Annotated in this window: 20 protein-coding genes and 2 tRNA genes; 15 read left to right on the top strand and 7 right to left on the bottom strand. The window is 74.4% G+C overall.

The window, feature by feature from the left end; genetic code table 11:
- Positions 1 to 49: 49 nt before the first annotated feature.
- The 3 genes from AWH51_RS10075 to AWH51_RS10065 all read left to right on the top strand — a co-directional run bounded on the left by AWH51_RS10075 (position 50) and on the right by AWH51_RS10065 (position 3,164).
- A complete protein-coding gene (locus AWH51_RS10075) occupies positions 50 to 1,030 on the top strand; it encodes an ABC transporter ATP-binding protein (RefSeq protein ID WP_063071923.1) in 981 nt (326 codons plus the stop codon).
- Between the two features lie 107 nt (positions 1,031 to 1,137).
- Entirely contained in the window at positions 1,138 to 2,043 is a 906-nt protein-coding gene (locus tag AWH51_RS10070; RefSeq protein ID WP_063071954.1) for a D-isomer specific 2-hydroxyacid dehydrogenase family protein, read from the top strand.
- Positions 2,044 to 2,135: 92 nt separating this feature from the next.
- Positions 2,136 to 3,164, top strand: coding sequence for a lactonase family protein (locus AWH51_RS10065; protein ID WP_063071922.1), 1,029 nt, complete (start codon positions 2,136 to 2,138; stop codon positions 3,162 to 3,164).
- A 32-nt stretch (positions 3,165 to 3,196) separates the two neighbouring features.
- Here the strand turns inward: AWH51_RS10065 and AWH51_RS10060 are convergent, their stop codons facing one another.
- Positions 3,197 to 3,628, bottom strand: coding sequence for a hypothetical protein (locus tag AWH51_RS10060; RefSeq protein ID WP_063071921.1), 432 nt, complete (start codon positions 3,626 to 3,628; stop codon positions 3,197 to 3,199).
- Between the two features lie 180 nt (positions 3,629 to 3,808).
- Here AWH51_RS10060 and AWH51_RS10055 point away from each other — a divergent pair.
- A tRNA-Asn gene (locus AWH51_RS10055) sits at positions 3,809 to 3,881 on the top strand.
- A gap of 95 nt (positions 3,882 to 3,976) precedes the next feature.
- On the opposite strand, the gene def is transcribed toward AWH51_RS10055, so the two are convergent.
- Entirely contained in the window at positions 3,977 to 4,543 is a 567-nt protein-coding gene (gene def, locus AWH51_RS10050; protein ID WP_063071920.1) for a peptide deformylase, read from the bottom strand.
- A gap of 67 nt (positions 4,544 to 4,610) precedes the next feature.
- On the opposite strand from def, the gene AWH51_RS10045 reads away from it, so the two are divergent.
- The 4 genes from AWH51_RS10045 (at position 4,611) to AWH51_RS10030 (ending at position 7,611) form a co-directional block, all read left to right on the top strand.
- Positions 4,611 to 5,522: a DMT family transporter gene (locus tag AWH51_RS10045; RefSeq protein WP_063071919.1), complete on the top strand. Its 912-nt coding sequence runs from the start codon at positions 4,611 to 4,613 to the stop codon at positions 5,520 to 5,522.
- A gap of 150 nt (positions 5,523 to 5,672) precedes the next feature.
- Positions 5,673 to 6,932, top strand: a complete 1,260-nt coding sequence (locus AWH51_RS10040) for a glycosyltransferase (protein ID WP_063071918.1) — start codon at positions 5,673 to 5,675, stop codon at positions 6,930 to 6,932.
- 12 nt (positions 6,933 to 6,944) lie between these two features.
- Positions 6,945 to 7,018: transfer RNA gene (locus tag AWH51_RS10035), tRNA-Ile, on the top strand.
- A 125-nt stretch (positions 7,019 to 7,143) separates the two neighbouring features.
- On the top strand, positions 7,144 to 7,611 hold the full coding sequence (locus tag AWH51_RS10030; RefSeq protein ID WP_063071917.1) for a VOC family protein: 468 nt from the start codon (positions 7,144 to 7,146) through the stop codon (positions 7,609 to 7,611).
- A 38-nt stretch (positions 7,612 to 7,649) separates the two neighbouring features.
- Here the strand turns inward: AWH51_RS10030 and AWH51_RS10025 are convergent, their stop codons facing one another.
- From AWH51_RS10025 to gmd, 3 genes are all read right to left on the bottom strand, one after another.
- Positions 7,650 to 8,579 (bottom strand): beta-1,6-N-acetylglucosaminyltransferase, encoded by a 930-nt coding sequence (locus AWH51_RS10025; protein WP_063071916.1) that lies wholly within the window; start codon positions 8,577 to 8,579, stop codon positions 7,650 to 7,652.
- Between the two features lie 61 nt (positions 8,580 to 8,640).
- On the bottom strand, positions 8,641 to 9,642 hold the full coding sequence (locus tag AWH51_RS10020) for a GDP-L-fucose synthase family protein (protein ID WP_063071915.1): 1,002 nt from the start codon (positions 9,640 to 9,642) through the stop codon (positions 8,641 to 8,643).
- Complete coding sequence (gene gmd, locus AWH51_RS10015) at positions 9,639 to 10,691, bottom strand: GDP-mannose 4,6-dehydratase (protein ID WP_063071914.1); 1,053 nt, start codon at positions 10,689 to 10,691, stop codon at positions 9,639 to 9,641. The genes AWH51_RS10020 and gmd overlap by 4 nt, the downstream gene beginning before the upstream one ends.
- A gap of 161 nt (positions 10,692 to 10,852) precedes the next feature.
- On the opposite strand from gmd, the gene AWH51_RS10010 reads away from it, so the two are divergent.
- From AWH51_RS10010 to AWH51_RS09995, 4 genes are read left to right on the top strand one after another with little or no spacing between them, the layout of a single operon-like run.
- Positions 10,853 to 12,142 carry a glycosyltransferase family 4 protein gene (locus tag AWH51_RS10010; RefSeq protein ID WP_063071913.1) on the top strand — a complete coding sequence of 430 codons (1,290 nt, stop codon included), beginning with the start codon at positions 10,853 to 10,855 and terminating at the stop codon, positions 12,140 to 12,142.
- Positions 12,139 to 12,720 carry an acetyltransferase gene (locus AWH51_RS16050; RefSeq protein ID WP_063071912.1) on the top strand — a complete coding sequence of 194 codons (582 nt, stop codon included), beginning with the start codon at positions 12,139 to 12,141 and terminating at the stop codon, positions 12,718 to 12,720. The genes AWH51_RS10010 and AWH51_RS16050 overlap by 4 nt, the downstream gene beginning before the upstream one ends.
- Positions 12,717 to 13,853 carry a glycosyltransferase gene (locus tag AWH51_RS10000; RefSeq protein WP_063071911.1) on the top strand — a complete coding sequence of 379 codons (1,137 nt, stop codon included), beginning with the start codon at positions 12,717 to 12,719 and terminating at the stop codon, positions 13,851 to 13,853. Before AWH51_RS16050 ends, AWH51_RS10000 begins: the two co-directional genes overlap by 4 nt.
- The gene (locus AWH51_RS09995; RefSeq protein ID WP_063071910.1) at positions 13,837 to 14,961 is read left to right on the top strand and encodes an acyltransferase family protein; all 1,125 of its coding nucleotides are present in this window, start codon (positions 13,837 to 13,839) and stop codon (positions 14,959 to 14,961) included. Before AWH51_RS10000 ends, AWH51_RS09995 begins: the two co-directional genes overlap by 17 nt.
- 103 nt (positions 14,962 to 15,064) lie before the next feature.
- On the opposite strand, the gene AWH51_RS09990 is transcribed toward AWH51_RS09995, so the two are convergent.
- A complete protein-coding gene (locus AWH51_RS09990; protein WP_063071909.1) occupies positions 15,065 to 16,987 on the bottom strand; it encodes a glycosyltransferase in 1,923 nt (640 codons plus the stop codon).
- A 261-nt stretch (positions 16,988 to 17,248) separates the two neighbouring features.
- Complete coding sequence (locus AWH51_RS09985; RefSeq protein WP_063071908.1) at positions 17,249 to 18,364, bottom strand: glycosyltransferase; 1,116 nt, start codon at positions 18,362 to 18,364, stop codon at positions 17,249 to 17,251.
- A 451-nt stretch (positions 18,365 to 18,815) separates the two neighbouring features.
- Between AWH51_RS09985 and AWH51_RS16290 the strand changes: the two genes are divergently transcribed.
- Genes AWH51_RS16290 through AWH51_RS09970 form a run of 3 tightly spaced genes read left to right on the top strand, consistent with a single transcriptional unit; the run spans position 18,816 to position 22,170 of the window.
- Entirely contained in the window at positions 18,816 to 19,907 is a 1,092-nt protein-coding gene (locus AWH51_RS16290; RefSeq protein ID WP_063071907.1) for a hypothetical protein, read from the top strand.
- On the top strand, positions 19,904 to 21,145 hold the full coding sequence (locus AWH51_RS16045; RefSeq protein WP_063071906.1) for a lipopolysaccharide biosynthesis protein: 1,242 nt from the start codon (positions 19,904 to 19,906) through the stop codon (positions 21,143 to 21,145). The genes AWH51_RS16290 and AWH51_RS16045 overlap by 4 nt, the downstream gene beginning before the upstream one ends.
- Positions 21,142 to 22,170, top strand: coding sequence for a glycosyltransferase family 4 protein (locus tag AWH51_RS09970; RefSeq protein WP_063071905.1), 1,029 nt, complete (start codon positions 21,142 to 21,144; stop codon positions 22,168 to 22,170). The genes AWH51_RS16045 and AWH51_RS09970 overlap by 4 nt, the downstream gene beginning before the upstream one ends.
- The last annotated feature ends 37 nt before the right edge of the window (positions 22,171 to 22,207 follow it).

Here is a 22,207-nt window from a genome sequence, read left to right as displayed (position 1 = left end):
CCGGGCAGCGCGCCCGGCCGGACGGCCTCGCCGAGGACGGAGCAGCCGCATGACGCACATCCCCCGAGCCGCCGACCCGGACGGGCCCGACGCCGCCCGGTCCGGATCCGGCTCCGTCGAGCCCGTGCTCGACGCGCGCGACCTCCGTCTCGCCTACGCCCCGCGTCGCGGTGCCGACGCGCCGCCCGCGGTCGACGGTGTGACGCTCCGCATCCGGCCGGGCGAGGTGCTCGGCGTCGTCGGCGCGAGCGGATCCGGCAAGTCGTCGCTCGCGCGCGTGCTCGCGGGTCTCGTGCCGCCCGGCGAGGAGGGCGCCGCCGTCCCGCGGATCACGGGCGGCGACGCCTCCGTCCTCGGCCAGGGCCTCCGCCGCATGGGCCGCCGCGCCCGCACGCGCACGACCTACGCCATCGGCTACGTGCCCCAGGACGCCGGCACGACGCTGCACCCGCAGCTCACGGCGAGCGAGGCGATCGCCGAGCCGATCTTCTCCCGGGACCGCCGCTTCGACAGGGAGGTCGCCGCGCGCCGGGTGGTCACGCTGCTCACCGCCCTCGACCTCCCGCCCGGCACGCAGGACCGCTATCCGCACGAGCTCTCGAGCGGCCAGCGGCAGCGGGTGGCCCTCGCCCGGGCGCTCGTGCTCGGTCCGCGCCTCCTCATCGCCGACGAGCCGACGTCCGGCGTCGACGTGATGAGCCGCGTCGCCGTCCTCGACCTCCTGCGCGACCTGCAGGCCCGGGGCGGGTTCTCCGCGCTGGTGGTCAGCCACGACCTCGCGGTCGTCGAGCGCCTCACCGACCGGCTCGCCGTGATGCACCGGGGCACGCTCGTCGGGTACGGCGACATCGACGACGTGCTCGCGGATCCGACGCACCCGTACGTGCAGGGGCTCGCCGAGTCGCGCGCCGCCGCCGACCGGGGCGCGCCCGCCGCCGCACCGGAGCCCGAGCCGACCGACCCGCCCGTCGTGATCCCGCAGATCGCACCCCCCGCCCGCGTCCCGCACCCCCGGAGGCCCCTCGCATGACCGACACCGCCGCACCCACCACCGCCGCCCGCGTCCACCGCGCGGTCGACGGCGCCACGCCCCACCGCCTCGAGGGCGACGCGCGCCCCGAGCCCGGCCCCATCGCGATGCTGCCACGCACCGAGGACGCCTACCTCGAGGCCGTCCGCGACGGCGGCGGGGAGGTGGCCGACCTCTCACCCGAGACGCGCGGCATCGTCTGGCTCTCGATCACGCGGGCCGCCGAGCTCACGGACACCCTCTCCGCGAACCCGCAGGTGCAGTGGGTCCAGCTCCCGTTCGCGGGCGTCGACGCCTTCGCGGACACGCTGCGCGCGTGCAACCGGCCCGGCCTCGTCTGGACGAGCGCCAAGGGCGCGTACTCGCAGCCCGTGGCCGAGCACGCGCTCGCGCTCACCCTCGCCGCGCTCCGCGAGCTGCCCAAGCGCGCCCGGGCCACGTCGTGGGCCTCCGCGAGCGGCCTCTCCCTGTACGGCGCGGAGGTCGTCGTGGTCGGCGCGGGCGGCATCGCGCTGGAGTACATCCGGCTCCTGCAGCCGTTCGACGTCCGGGTCACGGTCGTCCGCCGGAGCGCCGAGCCCGTCGCGGGCGCCGCCCGCACCGTCACGTCCGACCGCCTCGACGAGGTCATCGCCGACGCCGACGTCGTGATGCTCGCCGCCGCCAGCACCGACGACACCGCCCGCCTGATCGGCGCACCGCAGCTCGCGCGGATGAAGGACACCGCGGTCCTCGTGAACATCGCCCGTGGCGCGCTCGTGGACTCCGACGCGCTGCTCGAGGCGCTGCGCTCGGGTTCGATCCACGGCGCGGGCCTCGACGTCACCTCCCCCGAGCCCCTGCCGGACGGCCACCCGCTGTACTCCGAGGAGCGCTGCGTCATCACGCCGCACACGGCCGACACCCCGGACATGGTGCGGCCGCTGCTCGCCGAGCGGATCCGGCTGAACACGGAGGCGTTCCTACGCACGGGCGACTTCGTGGGCATCGTCGCGCCGTCCTCCGGGTACTGAGACGGGGCGCCTCCCGCCGATCGTCCGACTGCCGGGCGCCGGCGCGGGGGCGCGGGGGCGTGTCGGCGGCTCCCCGTAGGGTGGTTCACGTGATGACGCCCGAGGAAGCCGCCGTGCCCGAGGTGTCCATGTGGGCGGGCGGGTACACGTCCGACTCGGGCGGATCCGGCATCGGCATCACTGGCCTGGCGGTCGACGCGGTCACCGGCGAGCCCGCGGTCGTGGGCACCGCGGTCGAGACGCCCTCGCCGTCGTTCCTCCTCGCGCGCGGCGACGTCGTCTACGCCGTGGGGGAGGCGGCCGACCGTGTCGAGGCCTTCCGCCGCGGACCCGGGGGCTCTCTCCGGTGGGCCGGCGGTCAGCCGAGCGGCGGCTCCGGGCCCTGCCACCTGCACGTCGTCGACGACCTGCTCCTCACCTCCCACTACGGCGACGGCACGGTGGCCGTCCACCCGCTCGCGGAGGACGGCGCCATCGGCGAGGCCGTCCAGCTCCTCGGCGCGGAGGGGTCCGGCCCGCGCCCGCAGCAGGACGGCCCGCACGCGCACAGCGCGCTCCACGTCGGCGACGGCGTCGTGCTCACGGCCGACCTCGGCACCGACACCGTGCACGTCCACGTCCTCCGCGACGGACGCCTCGAGCGCGTCGGCGGCGTCGACCTCCCCGCCGGCACCGGCCCGCGCCACCTGGCGCTCCTCGACTCCGGCCGCGTGCTCCTCGTGGGGGAGCTCGACGGGACCCTCCACGCGCTCGAGGGAGCGGGCACGATGTGGCGGATCGCCGCGTCCACGCCGTGCGCGGCCGAGCCCGACCCCCGCGATTCCGCGGCCGAGGTGCAGGTGTCCGCCGACCGGCGCCTCGCGTACGTCGGCCTCCGCGGGTCCGACCGCATCGCCGTGATCGGGATCGACGCCGACGGTCGGCTCGCGCCGGTGTCCGCCTTCGACTGCGGCGGCACGACGCCCCGGCACCACGTGCTCGTGGGCGAGCGACTGCACGTCGCCAACCAGGGATCCGGCACCGTCACGACGTTCCGGCTCGATCCGGCGATGGGGCTGCCGACGGGCGCGCCGGCGGTCCTCCCGGTGCCGAGCCCCACGTACCTGCTGCCCGTCGGCTAGGGGCGCCGCCCGCGGGGGACGCGCCGTGACCGTCAGCGCAGCAGCATGGGCGCGGCCGCCCGGATCTCCTCCTCCACGCCCAGCCCGCGCCACCCCGCCGAGGTGAACGCCCGGCCGTCGACGCCGTTGCGGTCCAGGAGCGCGAAGCCGACCGCGCGGATCCCCGAGTAGGCGAGGAGGACCGGGCGCCCCGGGTCCGACACCAGCGCCACGATGCGGTCGCGACGGGCCTCGAGCAGGGGCAGGGCGTCGGCGGGAGCGTGCTCGGCCGCGGGGAGGCCGGCGACGACGACGTCCACGGGATCCGGGTCCGCGGCGCCGCCCGCATCGCCGTCGGCGGCCCCGGGAGCGGGGGAGGACGTCGGGCGGGTCGTCGCCGCGCGCTCCCGGTGGTCCTCGACGAGCAGCGACCACAGCCGGTCCACGTCGTTCGGCCGCGCCAGCACCACCTCGAACATCCCCATGCGGCGACCGTACCCGCGGACGGGCCATCCGGGTCGCCCGTCGGGCGGCCCGACACCGCGATCCCGACGGCCGACCGCGCGCGGATCCCGCGTGCCGGACCCCGCGGACGCGCCCGGACCGCGCGAGGTGATCAGAGGCGCCCGGATTCTTTGCTACGCTTTCCAGGTTGCTCCACGTGATCCTCGATAGCTCAATTGGCAGAGCAGCCGGCTGTTAACCGGCAGGTTGTTGGTTCGAGTCCAACTCGGGGAGCGAAGGCCTCGCGGCTCCACCCGCGGGGCCTTTTACTTTGCCCGGCGCGTGGCCGAGCGGCGATGCGCGATCCGTCCCGCGTCCCGCCCCCGCCCTCAGTCCTCCAGGTGGTCGCGTCCCGGCAGCCACGAGTTGCCGGGCACGCCCCAGCCGCTCCTCCGCATCGCCTTCGCCACGGGCTTCCGGTGCTCGTGCGCGAGCCGGTCCGTGTACAGGTAGCCGTCGAGGTGGTCGAACTCGTGCTGCAGGATCCGCGCGAACCAGCCCTCCGCCTCGATCTCGAACGGCTTCCCGTCGAGGTCGACGGCGTGGAGGATCGCCCGCTCCGCGCGCACCAGCGGGAAGCGCTCGCCCGGGAACGACAGGCAGCCCTCCTCCTCGAGGTCCTCGTCGGCGTCGCGCACCGGGACGGGCGTGATGAAGAGGTCGGGGTTCACGGCCACCCCGCGGAGCGGCTCGCCCTCATCCGTCGAGTAGGAGTAGACGAACACGCGCAGCGGCACGCCCACCTGCGGCGCCGCGAGGCCCACGCCCGGCGCCTCGTCCATCGTCACGAACATGTCGGCGACGAGGGCGCGCAGGTCGTCGTCGAACGCCTCCACCTCCCGTGCGCGGGCGTGCAGGACGGGGTCTCCGGTGATCCGGATGGGGAGGACGGGCATGCTGCCGATGATAGGCGCGGCGGCGACGCGGGCCGTCCGCGGCCGAGGCGGCCGGTAGTGTCGGGGAGTGCCCTTCGACGCCGACCCCGTGCTCCAGGCAGCATCGCTGACCCCGTACCAGGCGCTCGGCATCCCGATCGCCCTCGTCGGCGCGGTCTTCCTGTCCCTCGGCGCGCAGCTGCAGTCGCAGGGCGTCACCAAGATGGAGGCCCGCGGGAAGAAGAGCACCGCCGGCCTCAGCCTCCGCCAGCTCGGCGCGCTCCTCGGCCGTCCGTCCTGGGTGGCGGGCACCGTGATGCTCGGCCTCGCGATCGTCCTGCAGCTCGTCAGCCTCCGGCTCGCCCCGCTCATCGTCGTGCAACCGCTCGGCGCCGTCGCCCTCGTGGTCACCGCGATCCTCAACTCGCGGGCCACGGGCAAGCGCCTCGACCTCAAGGCGAAGCGCGCGGTGGCGCTCTGCATCGGCGGCGTCGGGCTCTTCGTGGTCTTCGCGGCGGTGTTCGCGAAGGAGACGCCCATCCGGACGCCCGAGCTCATCACGGTCCTGGTGATCCTCGCGCTGGTGCTGGTCGTGCTCGGCGGCCTCTTCCTCTACTTCCGGCGCCGCGTGCAGGCCATCTTCTACATCATCAGCGCGGGCGTCCTCTACGGGTTCGTGGCGACGCTCGCGAAGGTGGTCATCAACCGCATCACGATCGGCGCCTTCGACGCCCTCACGGTGGTGTGCGTCGTCGCGCTCGTCGCGGCCACGCTGCTCGGCGCCTACTTCGTGCAGACCGCGTACTCGTCCGGTCCGCCGGACCTCGTCATCGCCGGCCTCACCGTCGTGGATCCGCTCGTCGCGGTCTGCATCGGCGTGACCGTCCTCGGCGAGGCGGCCGACGCTCCCGTCTACGCGAGCGTGATGTTCCTCGTCGCGGGAGCGGTCGCCGTCGCGGGCGTCTTCCAGCTGGCGAAGCACCACCCGCACGCGTCCTGACGGCCCGGGGGAGCGTGCGACCCGACCTCCGGGTGCGCGGTGCGCCGCCCGTCCGCCACGGAGCACGTGCGATACGTTGCTACGCGACACCCGGCCCCCGCCCCACGAGGGCGACGGACCCGGACGCCGACACCCCTGGAGAGACACCTCTTGCCGAACACCTCGGACGCGACACCGCACCATCCCGCGAACTCCGACCGCCCGATGCGGATCCTGATCGGCGCGGACACGTTCCCGCCGGACGTGAACGGCGCCGCCCGGTTCGCCGAGCGGCTCGCGGGCGGGCTCGTGCGTCGCGGCCACGAGGTGCACATCGTCGCCCCGGCACCGACGCGCAAGCACGGCACGTGGACCGAGGTCCACGACGGCGAGGAGGTCACCGCGCACCGGCTGCGGAGCTGGCGCTGGTACCCGCACGACTGGCTCCGGTTCGCCCTGCCGTGGAACATCAACCAGAACAGCGCGCGGATCCTCGACGCCGTCCAGCCCGACGTCGTCCACTTCCAGTCCCACATCGTGACGGGGCGCGGCCTCAGCATCGAGGCGGAGAAGCGCGGCATCCGCGTCATCGGCACCAACCACTTCATGCCCGAGAACATGCTGCAGCACACGCTGCTGCCCGTGGCGTGGCAGGACAAGGCCATCAAGGCCGCGTGGCGCGCCGCACGCCGCACCTTCGGCCGCGCCGAGGCCGTCACGACGCCCACGCGCCGCGCCGCGCAGTTCCTGGAGCGGTACACGGGGCTCACCGGGGTCATCGCGATCTCCTGCGGCATCGACGCCGCCAACTACACGCCCGACTTCACGCCGCGCACGCGCAACCGCGTCGTCTTCGTCGGCCGCGTGACGGGGGAGAAGCAGATCGACGTGCTGCTCCGCGCGTTCGCGCTCCTGCCGGACTCGCTCGACGCCGAGCTCGAGATCGTCGGCGGCGGCGACCAGAAGAACGCGCTGGAGCGGCTCGCCGCGGAGCTGGGCATCGCCGACCGCACCACCTTCACCGGCTACGTCTCCGACGAGGAGCTGCGCCGCGCGTACACCCGCGCCACCGTGCTCGCGATGCCGAGCATCGCCGAGCTGCAGTCCATCGTCACCATGGAGGCGATGGCATCGGCGCTGCCCGTGGTCGCGGCCGACGCCATGGCGCTGCCGCACCTCGTGCACGACGGGGAGAACGGCTACCTGTTCCGCCCGAGCGACGTGGGGGACCTCGCCGCCAAGCTGCGGAAGGTGCTCGAGCTGCCCGAGGAGGAGTTCCAGCGGATGAAGCACGAGAGCCTCGCGGTGGTCGCGAGCCACGACATCGACCGCACGATCTCGACGTTCGAGAGCCTGTATCGTGGGGAGCCCGTGGCCGCACCGGTCACGGACGAGGCACGCGGACGCACGGACGGCTCAGGCGCCGCCTAGGTCTCCCGCCTCGGGGCGGTAGCTCAGCTGGTCAGAGCAGCGGACTCATAATCCGTCGGTCATGGGTTCAAGTCCCATCCGCCCTACTCCCGCACTGCCGGATGGGAGCTCCGGTCGCCTCGCGGGCCGGGTCCGCGGCCGGTCCGCCCGTCGCCGGTCCGTACGTCGCCGGGCGGCGGTACGCTGGCGCCCCGACCGAGACGAGATCGTCATGCAGGCCATCACCCCCTTCCTCTGGCTCGACGGGCGCGTGCGGGAGGCGGCTGAGCTCTACGCGCGGGTCGTGCCGAGGTCGCGGATCGTGGAGATCCCGCACGGAGACGGTCCCGCGCCGTCGGCCACCGTGGAGGTCGACGGCCTCCGCCTCATCCTCTTCGACGGCGGCCCCGCCCACCCGCAGACGCCCGCCTTCTCGCTGTCCGTGCCCGTCGAGACGCAGGAGGAGCTCGACCGCATCTGGGACGCGCTCGTCGCCGACGGCGGCGCCCCCGGACGATGCGGCTGGCTCACGGACCCGTTCGGCGTGTCCTGGCAGATCGTGCCGACGATCCTGGCCGCGCTCCTCGGCGACCCCGACGCGGGACGCCGGGACCGGGCCGTCCGGGCGATGCTCGACATGGGCCGTCTCGACGTCGACGCGCTCCGACGCGCGGCGGACGGCGCGACGCCCGCTCCCTGAGTCGGTGCGCGGCGACGGCGGGCAGCCCCCGCCGCCCGCTACGGCTCCGCGTGCAGGAGCTCGCGGTCGATGCGGTCGAGGAGCGCAGCGCTCCTCCCCGTCTCGAGCTTGCGCAGGAACCACCCGGACGACGCCGCCACCTCGGGCCAGTCCGCCTCGGTGTAGACCTTGGTGAGCGACGGGTCGATGTGGTGCAGGTTCGCGTAGCGCCAGTTGCCCGGCCCCGTGTAGGGCTCGGCGCCGCCGGGGAGCGGTCCGCCCGTCTCGCCGCCGCGCGCGGAGTTCAGCGCGAGCGACTGGTAGAGCTTCTCCTCCGCCACGAAGACCCGGCGGAAGTACCGCTCGACCTCCGGGGTGACGGACGCCTCCAGCTCGGCCGCGAAGTCGGCGGTCATGGCGAAGTGGGTGACCCCGTGCGCCACGCGGAAGCCCGCGGGCGGCCGCAGCGGACCCGCCGCGCGCGACGCCGCCTCGAGGGCGCGGACGGCGAGGTTGCGGACCCGCCGCAGCCGCGGATCCGTGGTCCGCGTGCTGAGGAACGCGAGGTCGCGGTGGTAGCGCCGGTCGACCTGCGCGGTGTACTTCTCCTCGGACCCCGCGACCTCGAAGTACCGCAGGAACTGCCTGCCGCCCGAGGCACGCAGCATCCCGTCGAGCTCCGCGACGGGCCGGATCGGGTAGTCCTGCCCGGAGAGGAGGACGAGGTGCTCGTCGGGCCGGGCCCGGGCGATGCCGGCCTGGACGAGGCGACGGATCGCCACGACCTGCGAGTAGCCGCCCCAGTTCACCCGCACGCGGTCGGACAGGAACTCGACCCGTCCCGCATCCTCCGCGGCGAGGGCGGCGACGAACGGCGCCTGGTCCACCTTCTGGTCGACGTGCACGACGACCGGATGCGGCGCCAGACGCCGGATCGTGCGCGCCAGCAGCTCGGGCTCGCGGAACGTGTAGATCAGGAAGACGGACATCGAGCACCTGTCTGTGGGTGGTTCCCTGGGTCGGCGGGTGCGGCCCGCGGCCGCCGCGGCGCTACTCGCGCAGCGTCGTAATGTGCTCGCGGTACCACTCGACGGTGGAGCGGAGCCCCTCGTCGAGCCCGATCGACGCGGTCCACCCGGCCTCGGCGAGCTTGGACACGTCGAGCAGCTTCTGCGGCGTGCCGTCGGGCTTCGCGGTGTCCCACTCGGTGCGCCCCTCGAACCCGACGACGCGCGCGATGGTCTCCGCGATCTCGCGGATCGTCACGTCGCTGCCCGTGCCGACGTTGACCTGCTCGGGCCCGTCGTAGTGCTCCATCAGGTGGAGGCACGCGGCGGCCATGTCGTCGACGTGGAGGAACTCGCGGCGCGGCGTGCCCGTGCCCCAGTTCGTCACCGACTCCGCGCCGGACGCGCGCGCCTCGTCGTAGCGGCGGATGAGCGCCGGCAGCACGTGCGAGCCCTGCGGCGAGAAGTTGTCGCCGGGGCCGTAGAGGTTCGTCGGCATCGCGGAGATCCACGGCAGGCCGTACTGGCGGCGCACGGCCTGGATCTGCATGATGCCCGCGATCTTGGCGATCGCGTACGCGTCGTTGGTCGGCTCGAGGTGGCCGGTGAGGAGGCTGTCCTCCGTGATCGGCTGCGGCGCGAGCTTCGGGTAGATGCACGAGGATCCGAGGAACAGCAGCCGCTGCACGCCGTGGGCGAGCGCCGCGTCGAGCACGTTGACCTGGATCCGCAGGTTGTCGCTCAGGAAGTCGACGGGGTAGGTGCTGTTCGCGAGGATGCCGCCGACCTTGGCCGCCGCCAGCACCACGTGCACGGGCTGCTGGGCGGCGAAGAAGGCGAAGACCGCGTCGCGGTCCTTCAGGTCGAGCTCGGCGGACGTGCGGCCCACGATGTCGGTGAAGCCCTCGGCCTCGAGGCGGCGGACGATGGCGGAGCCGACGAGGCCGCGGTGGCCGGCCACGTAGATCCTCGCGGACCGGTCCAGCGGAGCGGGCGCGAAGGCGACGGCGTCGCGCTCGTCGGCTACGCGCGCGGCGCCGGTCACGCCCGGTCCGCCGTGGGCTCGGCCGTGCCCCAGCTGGCGAGGCGGACGGTGTCGATCCACGGGCTGCCCTCCGCCTCGAGCGCCTGGATGTCGGCGTCGACCATGATGCGCGCGAGCATCGTCGTGTCGACGGTCGCCTCCCAGCCGAGCTTCTCCCGGGCCTTCGAGGCGTCGCCGACGAGCGCGTCGACCTCGGTGGGGCGCAGGTAGCGCGGGTCGAAGCGCACGTGCTCGGACCAGTCGAGGCCGGCGTGCGAGAACGCGGTCTCGAGGAAGTCGCGGACGGTGAAGTTCCCGCCGGTGGCGAGGACGAAGTCGTCGGGCTCGTCGGCCTGCAGCATCCGCCACATGCCCTCGACGTACTCCGCGGCGTAGCCCCAGTCGCGGATGCTGTCGAGGTTGCCGAGGTAGACGTGGTCCTGCTTCCCGGCCTTGATGGCCGCGACCGCGCGCGTGATCTTGCGCGTCACGAACGTCTCGCCGCGACGCGGGGACTCGTGGTTGAACAGGATGCCGTTGACCGCGAACATGTCGTACGCCTCGCGGTAGTTCTTGGTGATCCAGAAGGCGTAGAGCTTCGCGGCGCCGTAGGGCGAGCGCGGGTAGAACGGCGTGGTCTCGCTCTGCGGTGGGGGAGTGGCCCCGTACAGCTCGCTCGAGGAGGCCTGGTAGAAGCGCGTCTCGATGCCCGAGAGGCGCACGGCCTCGAGCAGGCGGATGGTGCCGGTGCCCGTCGTGTCGGCCGTGTGCTCGGGCTCGTCGAAGGAGACGCGCACGTGCGACTGCGCCGCGAGGTTGTACACCTCGTCGGGCTGGATCTGCATCATGAGCGTCGTGAGGCGCGAGCCGTCGCTCAGGTCGCCGTAGTGCAGGAAGAGCTTCGCGCCGTCCTCGTGCGGGTCCTGGTACAGGTGGTCGATGCGCGACGTGTTGAACGTCGACGAGCGGCGGATGAGGCCGTGGACCTCGTAGCCCTTGCGGAGCAGCAGCTCCGCCAGGTACGAGCCGTCCTGCCCGGTGATGCCGGTGATGAAAGCCTTCTTGGCCATGGATCCCCCCAGATGTCCGTTCGGCGGCGCCCGCGGAGTCGCTCCGCGTCGGCCGGCCGTCCCGACGAATCTACTGGTCCCGGCGCTGGGCCCGGGAATCGGGGAGCGCCGCGGGGCGCAGGATTCACGTCATCGAAACATCGAGGGGTCACAATGTCCTCATGGGGGATCTTCGAACGACCGACGCTGCACGCACGCGCGCGGCGGACGACCTGGGGGGCCTCGCGGTCTGCCTGGTCGGCATCAACTACTGGCCGGAGACGACGGGCATCGCGCCGTACACGACCGCGATGGCGGAGGCGCTGACGGACGCGGGGGCGACGGTGCACGTCGTCACGGGTATCCCGCACTACCCGCAGTGGAAGCTGCAGGATGCGCGGTACGAGCGCGGCCGGCGCTGGGAGGAGATGCGCGACGGCGTCCGCATCACCCGCGTCCGCCACGCCATCCCCGAGACCCCCGACCTCGTCGGTCGCGCCAAGCTCGAGGCCTCGTTCCTGCAGGGGGCGCTCCGCGAGGTGCGCCGGGACCGCAGCGACGTCGTGATCGCGGTCACCCCCTCGCTCGCCGGCCTGGCCGCCGGGGCGCTCGGCCACGGCAGGCGCCCGTTCGGCGTCCTCGTCCAGGACCTCACCGGCAACGCCGCGGGGGAGTCGGGCACCACGGGCGGCCGGGCGTCGCGCCTCATCGCGTCGGGGGAGTACGCGCTGCTCCGCCGCGCCGACCGCATCGGCGTCATCACCCCGCGCTTCGGCGACCTCCTCATCCAGCAGGGCGTCGCCGACGAGGGCATCGTCAGCCTCCCGAACTTCACGCACATCACCCCCGTCGACGTCTCCACGGCCGCCGCGCGCACGCGCCTCGGCTGGACCCGGGACGCGTTCACCGTGGTCCACACCGGCAACATGGGCATGAAGCAGGGTCTGGACTCGGTCGTCGAGGCGGCCCGCCTGTCGGACGCGCGCGACCTCGGCATCGACTTCGTGCTCGTGGGCGACGGCAACCAGCGGGCCGCGCTCGAGGAGCAGGGCGCGGGGATCCGCTCGCTCCGCTTCGTGCCGCCGCTCGACGGCGACGACTACCCCTACGCGCTGGCCGCAGCCGACGCGCTCCTGCTCAACGAGAAGCCCGGCGTCCGCGAGATGAGCATGCCGTCGAAGCTCACCTCCTACACGAGCAGCCGGCGGCCGATCATCGCGGCCGTCGAGGACGGCGGCATCACCGAGGGCGTGGTGCGGGAGCACGGCGCGGCGGCGATCATCCCGCCCGGCGACCCGGAGCGGCTGCTCCAGGCCGCGCAGGACCTCCGCGGCGACGCCGCCCGGGCGGCCGACCTCACGTCCGCCGCCCAGCGCATGTTCCAGAACCGCTACTCGCCCGTGAGCGCCCACGCGCGCTACGTGCGCTTCGCCCAGCAGCTGGCCGGGCTCCGGACCGGGGTCTCGGCGTGACCGCGGACGCCCCGCGCGCCGCGACCGTCCCCGTCATCGACCTCTCCCGCGCGCCGGGGGAGCGGCAGGCCTGGGACCGCCCGAAGCGGACGGTGTACCTGTGGGCGGCCGTCGAGCTCCTGCTCGTCACGAACCCGTGGCAGATCAGCTCCGCGCTCCGCATCCGGGCGCTCCGGGCGTTCGGGGCGGAGATCGGCGAGGGCGTGGTGTTCCGGCCCCGCACGCGCGTGAAGTTCCCGTGGAAGCTGCGCATCGGCGACCGCTCCTGGATCGGCGAGGGCGTCTGGTTCCACAACCAGGACCGGATCACCATCGGCCACGACGTCGTCCTCTCGCAGGAGACGATGCTCACCACCGGCAGCCACGCGCACCGGCGGGACATGGCGCTCCTCACGCGGCCGATCGTCGTCGAGCCGGGGGCGTGGATCACGTCCCGGTGCATGGTGCTCGGCGGCGCCCACGTCGGACGCTCCGCGCTCGCCCGCCCCATGACCGTGATCTCCGGGGAGGTGCCCGACGGCGCCATCGTCTCCGGGCCCGACGGCGCCGTGGTCGGCTCGCGCTTCCCCTCCTCGTGACGCGCCCGCTGCGCATCGCGCACGTCATCCCCTACGTCTCCGCGGACGGGGCGTTCGGGGGCCCGGTGTCCGTGGCCGTCGAGCAGTGCCGGGAGCTCGCCCGCCAGGGCCACCACGTCGTGCTCGTCGCCGGGTGGGACGGCGAGGTCCCGTTCGAGGTCGAGGGCGTGGAGGTGCGCCTGTTCCGGGCTCGCCCCCTGCCGGGTCTCGGCTTCAGCGGACTCCTGTCGCCCGCGTTGATCCGGGGGCTGCGCCGTCAGGTCCGGGGCTTCGACGTCGTCCACCTCCATCTCGGCCGCCACCTCCTGGCCCTCGCCGCGGCCGACGTCTGCCGCCGCGCGGGCGTGCCCTACGTGCTGCAGACGCACGGGATGGTCGCCGACGACGCCCGGGCGAAGTCGCGCGTGCTCGACGCCCTGGCCGTCCGGCGCACCCTGTCCGGCGCGCGGGCCGTGCTCGCGCTCACCGACGAGGAGGAGCGCGGGCTCGGCGTCGTGTCCCGGGGGCGCGCTCGCGTCGTCCGGATCCGCAACGGGGTGTCGCCCGCCGCGGTCGCGCGCACGCGGGATGCCGACCGGGTCCCCGAGGTCCTCTTCCTCGCCCGCCTGCACCCGCGCAAGCGCGTGATGGCGTTCGCCGAGATGGCCGCGCTCCTGCACGGACGCGGGGTCCGCGCGCGGTTCGCGGTGGTCGGCCCGGACGAGGGCGACCTGCCCGCGCTGACCGCCTTCATCGCCGCGCGCACCGGCCTGCCGCTGGCGCACGAGGGCAGCATCGCCCCCGGCACGTCCGGCGCACGTCTGGCGGGCGCGGACGCGTACGTGCTGCCGAGCGTGCGGGAGGTCTTCCCGATGACCGTGCTCGAGGCGATGGCGGTCGCCACCCCCGTCGTCATGACCCGGGACTGCGGCATCGCCGACGAGCTCGAGGCCTTCGGCGCCGCCGCGGTCACCGACGGGTCGGCCGAGGAGCTGGCGGACGCTGTGGAGGCGATCCTCACGCGGGAGGACGCTCGGGACGCGCTCGTCGCGGGGATGCGCGTCGCCGTGGCGGAGTCCTTCGGGATCCGGGCCGTGGTCGACGGCCTGACCGACGTCTACGAGGAGGGACGCGGCGATGACATCCGCCCATGAGCTCCCCCCCCCCGTCGTCGCGCCCGGGCCACCGGCCCGCCTCGACCGCCTGACGAGCCTCCGGTTCGTCGCCGCGCTCGTGGTGTTCGGCTTCCACGGGCTGGTGTTCTTCGAGGGCGACACGGCGAGGGTCCTCGAGGTCCTGTTCGGCCAGGGCCGGAGCGGGGTGACCTTCTTCTTCGTCCTCAGCGGCTTCCTGCTCGCCTGGTCGTCACGACCCGCGGATCGCGCGGTGCCGTTCTACCGGAGGCGCTTCGCGCGCATCTACCCGGCCTACCTCGCGTCGCTGCTGTTCGCGGCCGCGCTCTGGGCCGTGCTCGACCCCCGCTCGCTGGGGCGGGGACCCCTCACGCCGTTCCTCCTGCAGGCGTGGGCGCCGACGTCCGACTCCTACTTCGCGATCAACGTGCCGGCCTGGTCGCTCTCCGTCGAGGCGTTCTTCTACGTGGTGTTCCCGTTCCTCATCCGGGGGCTGCGACGCCTCACGCACCGGGCGCTCGCGGTCCTGCTGCTGGCGATGGTCGCCGTCCCCGTGGCCCTCGCCGCCCTCGTGTCCGGGGACGCCGGCGAGATGGGCCTCGACGCGGACACCGTCTCGATCTGGCTCGCGTACTACTTCCCGCCGTCGCGCCTCCCCGAGTTCGTGGTGGGCATGATCCTCGGCGTGCTGGCGAAGAGGGACGCCCTCCCCGCGGTGGACTGGCACGCGGCGGTCGCGCTGGCGGCGGCCGTGTACCTCTCCGTGGGCATCTGGCCCTCGGCGTACGGCGTCGCCGCGCTCGTGGTGCTGCCGTTCGGGCTGCTCATCGTCGCGGCCGCCCAGCGCGACATCGCGGGGGTGCCGGGCGTGCTCCGGGCACGGCTCCCGGTGCGGCTGGGGGAGGCGTCGTACTGCTTCTACCTCCTGCACCACGTCTTCGTCATCCGCCTCGCCCAGCCCGGGTTCCGCGACCTCGGGATCGACGGGGCGCCGGCCTTCGCGCTCGCCCTCGCCCTCGGGCTGGTCGGCGCGTTCCTCCTGCACCGGCTGGTGGAGCTGCCCGGCGACCGGCTCCTCCGGGGGCGGCGACCGGGATCGAGGCCCGCCGCGGAGGCTGTCGCCCGGTGACCGCTGTACCCGCGACCGCGGCGCCGCCCGGGCTCGCCGGATGCGCGTGCGCGGACGCTGTGGACGGATCCCCGTCAGGGACGGTGCGACGACCCGGCGCCCGTCACGCCCGCGTGCCGCGTGCGCGCTCGGGGCGGCGGGACCCGACGCGGTCGACCAGCATCGCGTCGCGGAACGTGGCCGCGAACTCCGCGGGCGTCCGCAGGAGGATCTCCGGCATGTCGATGAGCACGGCCGGCACGGCCGCGGCGATCCCGGTCCGGAGCCCCTCGACGGACACCGGGCTGACGATGACGCCGGCCATGTCCCGCACGGACGGGGTGACACCGGCGTGCTCGCCGACGACCACCGTCAGCCCGGCAGCCAGGGCCTCGTTCACCGTCAGGCCCCACACCTCCTGGAGCGCCGGGTGCACGAGCACGTCATGGCGCGCGAACTGCTCGGGGAGATCCGCCACGGGCACGTAGCCGGCGAACGTGATGCGCGAGCCCAGGCCGAGCTCCTCGGCACGACCCTCCAGCGCCTCGCGCTCCGGGCCCGCGCCGACCACGGTGAGGGTGCACGCGGCGAGCTCGGGCGCCGCCAGCGCCTCGATGAGGCTGAGGACGTTCTTCCGGGGGATGAGCTGTCCGACGCACAGCAGTCGCGAGCCCACCGGCCCCGTGGGTCGGCCGGCGGCGAGTCGCGCCGCCCGGGTCCGCGCGTGGATGCCCTCGACGTCGACCGCGTTGAACCCGACCCGGATGCGCTGCGGGTCGATGCCCTCGGCGACGAGGCCCTCCCACGCGGCGATGCCCGGCACGACGATCTCGTCCATGCTCCGGAAGAACGCGCGGCGCACGCGCGCGACGACGCCGCCGTGGTGCTGCTGCGACAACCGGTGGGATTCGTAGAACCCCACGCGCCGCACGCCGGCGAGCTTCGCGGACCACGACGCCACCCAGTAGGCGGGGGAGTCCCACCCGCCGATGAGGATCGCGTCCTTGCCGCGGAGCGAGGAACGCGGGAGCCACCCGGTCACGTAGTGCCGGGCCTCGCCGCGCCGCACGACGCGGTTGGGCAGGAACCGCGTGCGGTACGCGGCCGCGCGGTCGCCCGCGGTCCAGTCGTCGCCCCGGTTGTTGTCGTCGCTGCGGAGGCGCTCGTCCGTCTCGAGCAGCCAGACCTCCAGGTCGACCTCGCGGGCGAGCGCGTCCCAGACGGGGACGCGGTAGGGCGGTGCCAGGTTGGTCACCCACACGACCGACGGCCGGGTCGCCGCGCTCCGGCCGGACTCGGGGAGGGCGAGCAGCGCGTCGACCGTCGCGCCGATCGAGGAGAGCTCCGGGAGGACCGCGTCCGTCCCGTCGGCGACGCGCTCGCGGAGGGCGCTGTCGGCGAGGACCACCCCGACGGCACGCGGGACGACCTCCGGCGGCGCGTCGGGGACGATGACGGGCCCGAGCTCGCGGAGGTCGTCCGGGATCCCGTCCTCGAGCGTCTCGACGAGGGGGCCGGCGTCGACGAGGCCGTCGGCGACCCGCAGCACGGTGACGTGGGCGAACCGCGCCCGCAGCGTCGCGGCTTCGTCGTCCGACCGGGCGAGGACGGCGGCCGCTCCCCGGATGGCCCGGGCGGCGGGGCCGCGGAGGCCGGACGCCGATGGCGTCCCGCCGCCCGGGCTCTCGGTCACGTGCGCCTGCATGACGTAGCGGATGCCGAGTCGCCGCGCGGTGGACGCCACCTCGAGGTGGAGCAGGTCCGGTCCCGCGTGGACGTGGAGCACGTCGATCTCCCGCGCGTGCGCGATGAGCCAGGCGCGGACGGCGGGGGAGCGCAGCACGGGTGATCCGGGGATCGCCTCCACGCGCTGCAGGACCATCCGCACGCCGGCGACGCGGAGGTCGGCGTCGCCGAGGCGCGCGACGAGCAGGATGACGTCGTGGCCGCGGCGCTCCAGCTCGCGGCACTGCGCGACGGCCTCCGGGAGGGCACCGTCGAGGGCATGCTCCGCGGGGCCCGCGGAGACGAACTGCACGATCCTCATCGGGGGAGGCGCCGGTCCTCATGGCGGGGTGTCGGCGCGGAGTCGCGCAGGACGGTGTGCGACGGCCCCCGGGCATGGGCGTGGTGGTGCTTCACTGCTCTCCCTCGACGCAGACCCACTGCGGACCCGGGTTGGTCCGTCACTGTGGGAATGGCGCGGCGGCTGCAGTCTAGGAGCGCAGGGCCCGTCTTCCGCGCGATCTCTCCACCGGGATGCCGCTGATGTCCCGCCAGCGTCGAGTCCCGACCCGCCCGGTTCCCCTCAGGCCGGTCCGAGCGCGTCGAGGATGGTCGCGCTGATGGTGCGGGCGGCGGCCTCGATGGTGGGGTGGTCGGCGGCCGGCGCGTCGGCCGGCTCCTCCTCCGCCATCCAGGCACGTGCGTAGTCCTCCGGGGTCGGCGGCACCTCGACGACGTCGACCCCCGGTCGCAGGTACTCGTGCTCGGGAGCGTGCGCGGCACCGGAGGTCGTCACCACCCGGAGGCCCATGACGAGCGCGTCGACCGCGACGAGGCCGACACGTCCGGGGTTCAGCAGGGAGTGCGACATGGCGGCGGCCGGGGCGAAGTCCGCGGGACCCGCCTGCCCCAGGAGCACGACGCGTCCCGTCTCGCGCGCCAGACGCTCCACGAGCCCGCGGGACTCCCCGTCACCCGCCACCACGAGCCACTGCGCGGGATCCGCGGCGAACACGATGCGGGCGGCCTCCACGAGCAGGTCGACGGCCTTGAAGCGGTTGAGGGCGCCGAGGAAGAAGGACACGCGCGCGTCGGCGGGCATGCCGTGCCGTTCGCGGAACGCCGCCGTGTCCGCGGGGGTGACGTCGTCCATCGCCCGCTGCAGCCGCGACGTGTCCGTGGAGTTGCGGAACGCCGACACCTGGTCGTCGCGCAGCCGTGTCGAGGCGAGCACGTGGCGACGACCGGTCTCCGTGTAGGTCAGGGCGCGGGTGGCCTGCGAGTTGAGGAGGTTCTCCGCGGCGTCGGCGAGCGGGGACTGGGTGGTCGTCGCCGAGATCCCGTGCCCGAGCGTCACGTACTTCTGACGCAGCCCGGCACGGAGCCAGGCGTTCAGGTTGGTGCCCTGCATCTCGGTCACGAGGAGCACGTCCCGGCCCCGCCAGGTGCGCGGGAGGCGCCGGAACACGAACTTCGGCACGGAGCGCACCGGCTGCAGCGTGAGGACGCCGATGCGGCTGGCCCAGCCCGGCTCGATCCCGTCGCCGCGCGCCGCGACGTCCCGCTCCTGCTCGCGGTCCCCGCCGTAGAACACCCGGCAGTCCACGTCGGCCTCGCGGAGCTCCTCGATCACGGTGGACCACAGCCGCTCCCGGTACCCCGGCACGTACGGCTGCGTCACCGCCACCCGGCGGCTCACGTCCGGCCCTCGTCTGCTGATCCCGTGCGCACGATGTCCTCCATCGTCTCCCCCTTCGACGATCGGGGGTGCCCGACGACCCGTGATGCGCCCGACGGCCCCAGCTCGTCGGTGGATCGGACCGGTGTGCGCGTCATCGCGACGGCGCCACCCCTCACAACGACCCTAGCCCGGCGTCGCCGGAGCGTCCCGGTCCCCGACGGCAGCACGGGGCGGACACCCGCACGGGGTCGGGCATACTGGTCCGGGCAGGGGGCTCGTCCCTCTCGCCGACGTCGGGAGGGGACGAGTCGCATGGGGGTACGGGCATGTCCGGAGCTGTCGTCGGAGTCCGAGCGCGCGGCCGTGCCGTGCGCACCGGCCTCCCCGCGCACGACACGACCCGGGCACGCGTGCTGATCCCGGCCACCCGCGCAGCCCGGCTGCGGTCGGACGCCGAGGAGCTCCGCGCATGAGCGCCGGACGACCCGCGCCGGACGCCACCGGCGCACCCGTCCTCATCCTCGAGGGGAACGGCGACGGCCACCGCTTCTACTACGTGCGCCTCCTCGCGGACGCGATCCTCGCCGAGGGTGGGCGACCCGTGCTCGTGACCCGTCCCGGGCAGATGGACGGGCCGCATGCGGCGGAGTTCCTCGGCGGGTTGCCGTCGGCGTTCACCGTCGTCGACGTCCCCCGCGCGGACGTGGCGTCCGCCTCGCGGGTGGCGCTCCGGGAGGGCGCCCGCCGCATCGTCATCCCGGACGGCGACCGCCACCTCGTGTCGCTGGTGACGCGCCGTGGCAGGGACCTGCCCCATGTCACGGCGCTGGTGATGCGCGAACCGGTGCTGCGTCGCGACCAGGCGCTCCGTCCGCTGGCCCGTCAGTGGTCCAAGCGCGCGACGATGGCGCTGGCCGGCCTGCGCCGATCCACCACCGTGACCGTCCTGAAGTCCTCGGTCTGGGCCGGGAGGTCCCGCTTCCCCGTCGCGAACGACCCGGTGACGCTGGCCGCCGCGACCGCGGACGTCGCGGTTTTCCGCGAGCGCTTCGGCATCGACGGGGAGCGCCGGTGGTTCGGCGTGGTCGGCGCGATCACCGCGCGCAAGAACCTGCCCCTGGTCGCCGAGGCGTTCGCCCGCATCGCCGGGGAGGGCACCGGCCTGTTCGTCGGCGGCTCCGTCTACGACGGTCAGCTGGCCGCGGCCGAGCCGCATCTCGAGGAGGCCCGGCGGCGGGGTGCCCGGATCGTGGTCGTCGACCGGATGCTCGAGGACGTCGAGCTCGACGCCGCCATCGGCGCCGTGGACTGCGTCGTCCTCGCGCACTCGAACGAGGGCCCCAGCGGCATCCTCGGCAAGGCCGTCATGTCGGGCACGCGCCTGCTGCTGTCGGGGGCCGCGAGCCTCCGGAGGGATGCGGACGCCGTGCCCGCCCACGCGACCTGGACCCCGCTCACGGTCGACGCGATCGCGTCGGGGATGGCCGATGCGTGCCGCGCGGACCGTCCCGCCCCGGTCCCCGACATGGGCACCTCCCGCTTCACGTCGGCGCTGCTGTGACGGACGCGGCACCCGCTCCCGCGCCGTCCGGCGGTCTCGGACGGCAGGCCACCTTCCTGGCCGCGTCGACCGCGTTCGCGCAGATCCTCACGGCGCTCATCTACCTGTTCGCCGCGCGGGTCAGCGGCCCCACCGCGTTCGGGCAGGTGGTCACGGCCATCGCGATCGCCACGAGCGCCGTCGGCGTCCTCGACTTCGGCACCAACTCGCTCTGGATCCGCGAGACGGCGAAGGGTGCGCTGACCACGCACGACCTCGCCCGCCGCGCGCTCGCCAAGACGCTGATCGCGCTGGTCGCCTTCACGATCGGCGGCGTCCTGCTCCACGCCCTCTCACCGAATCCGTGGCTGTGGACCGCGGCGCCCATCGCCATGTTCCTGCTGATCTCGCAGACGGCCCAGGTCCCGCTCCGCGCGCATTCGCGCATCGGCGTCGTCTCGCTGTCCCTGGTCGTCGACCGCCTGGTGGGGATGCTCGTCCTCTTCGGCGGCATGCTGCTCGGCGCGGACGGCGCGGCCTCCCTGTGGCTGGCCCTCGTCTGCGGCTCCATCGGCGGCACCCTGCTGCTCGTGTCGCAGATGCCGGGGCGCCGCCGGCTCCTGGTCACCCCCGAGCTGCGGCGCCACCCGTGGCGCGGCTCCGGGTTCTACGGGCTGAGCTCGATGGCCGCCACGTCCCAGGTCCTCGACGTCGCCATCATGTCAGCCGTGGCGGGACCCGCCGCCGCGGGGATCTACGGGGCCGTCAACCGCTGGACGCAGCCCATGGGGCTCGCCGTCTCGGCCTTCGCGGCCGCGGCCGTCCCCGTGGTCGCCCGCGCACGGTCCTGGAGCGCGGCGTGGCCGCAGGTCAAGAGGGCCCTGTGGCTGCCCGGCGCCGCCCTGGCCGCGTGCCTCGTGGTGATCATCGGCGCCCCGGTGTTCGTGGACGTGCTGGTGGGCGACGCCTACGCGGAGTCCGCCACCGTCCTCCGCGTCCTCGCCTTCGGGACGCTGTTCGCCATCGTGAACCAGCCCGTCGCCGTCTTCCTGCAGAGCCTCGGTCGGGACAGGGCGGTGTCGTTCGTGACGCTCTCCCTCGTCGCCATCCAGCTCGGTCTCGTCGCGGTCCTGGCGTCGCTCTCCGGCGCGGTCGGGGCCGCGTTCGCCTTCCTGGTCACGCAGGCGTGCATGCTCCTCCTCCTGCTGCTGCTCACCCGCACGGGGCGCGCGCGGGCCGGCGGGGGAGACGCATCGTGAGGATCCTGCAGCTGCTCCTCCGGCCGCAGATCGGCGGCGCCGAGACGCTCGTCGCGAGCCTCGCCGCGGAGTGGAGTCGGCTCGGCCACACCGCCGAGCTGGCCTACCTCGATCCGGAGGGGGCCTCCACGGGCAAGGTCGCGCGCGGGCGGCGGCTGCGGCGCGTCATCCGCGACATCGACCCCGACCTGGTGGTGAGCCACTCCGCCCTCCCGAACCTCTACTCGGCCATCGTGACCCCCCGCCGCACGCCGCTGCTGTCCGTGCTGCACAGCGCGACCGACGACTTCGCCTCCCCCCTCCTTCGGCAGGCGGAGGCGCACAGCCGCCGCCGCGCGCGCGCCGTCATCGCGGTGAGCCGGAAGCAGGTGGACGAGTACGCGGCGCACTTCCCGCGGAGGGCCCGCCCGGTCCTCGTCCCGAACGGCGTGTCCGGCGAGCTGCCGCGCCGGTCCGGGGCCCCGGGTCAGCCCGCCCGCGTCATCACCATGGCGCGCGTCGCCAGCCAGAAGGAACCCGAGCTGTGGCTCGACGTGGTCGACCGGTTCGCGCGGGGTGACGCCGCCGTCGCGTTCTCCTGGCTGGGCCCGATCCTCCGGACCGACCCGAGGATCGCGCGGTTCTGGGAGGACGTGCGGGCGCGCGGCCTCGAGCGCCTGCTCCCCGGGCCCTCGGACGACGTCGGTGCGGACCTCGCCTCCGCCGACCTGTGCTTCCACCCGTCGAGCCGGGAGGCGCACAGCATCGGCGTGCTCGAGGCGGCGGCCGTCGGGCTGCCGGTGGTGTGCAGCGCGGACGTCGCGGCCACCCTCCCTTCCCACGTGCCCGCCGCGACCTTCGCGTCCGGCGACGCCTCGTCGGCGGAGGCCGCGATCCGGTCCGTCCTCTCGGACCTCCCCGCCGCGCTCGACCGGGCGGCCTCGACGAGCGCGCGCGTCCGCGCGGAGTTCAGCATCGGCGCCACGGCGGGCGCCTACCTCCGCATCGCCGGCGTCGCGGGCCCCCGGGAGGCCGACGCGGGCTGACCCGGCTCGCCGGACGCGTCCCGCGTCGTGGACCGCG

It is taken from the genome of Clavibacter tessellarius (assembly GCF_001618005.1).
In the GTDB taxonomy this organism is placed as follows: domain Bacteria; phylum Actinomycetota; class Actinomycetes; order Actinomycetales; family Microbacteriaceae; genus Clavibacter; species Clavibacter tessellarius_A.
The sequence above is the reverse complement of the archived record's forward strand: the minus strand, read 5'-3'. Positions and strand labels throughout refer to the sequence as shown.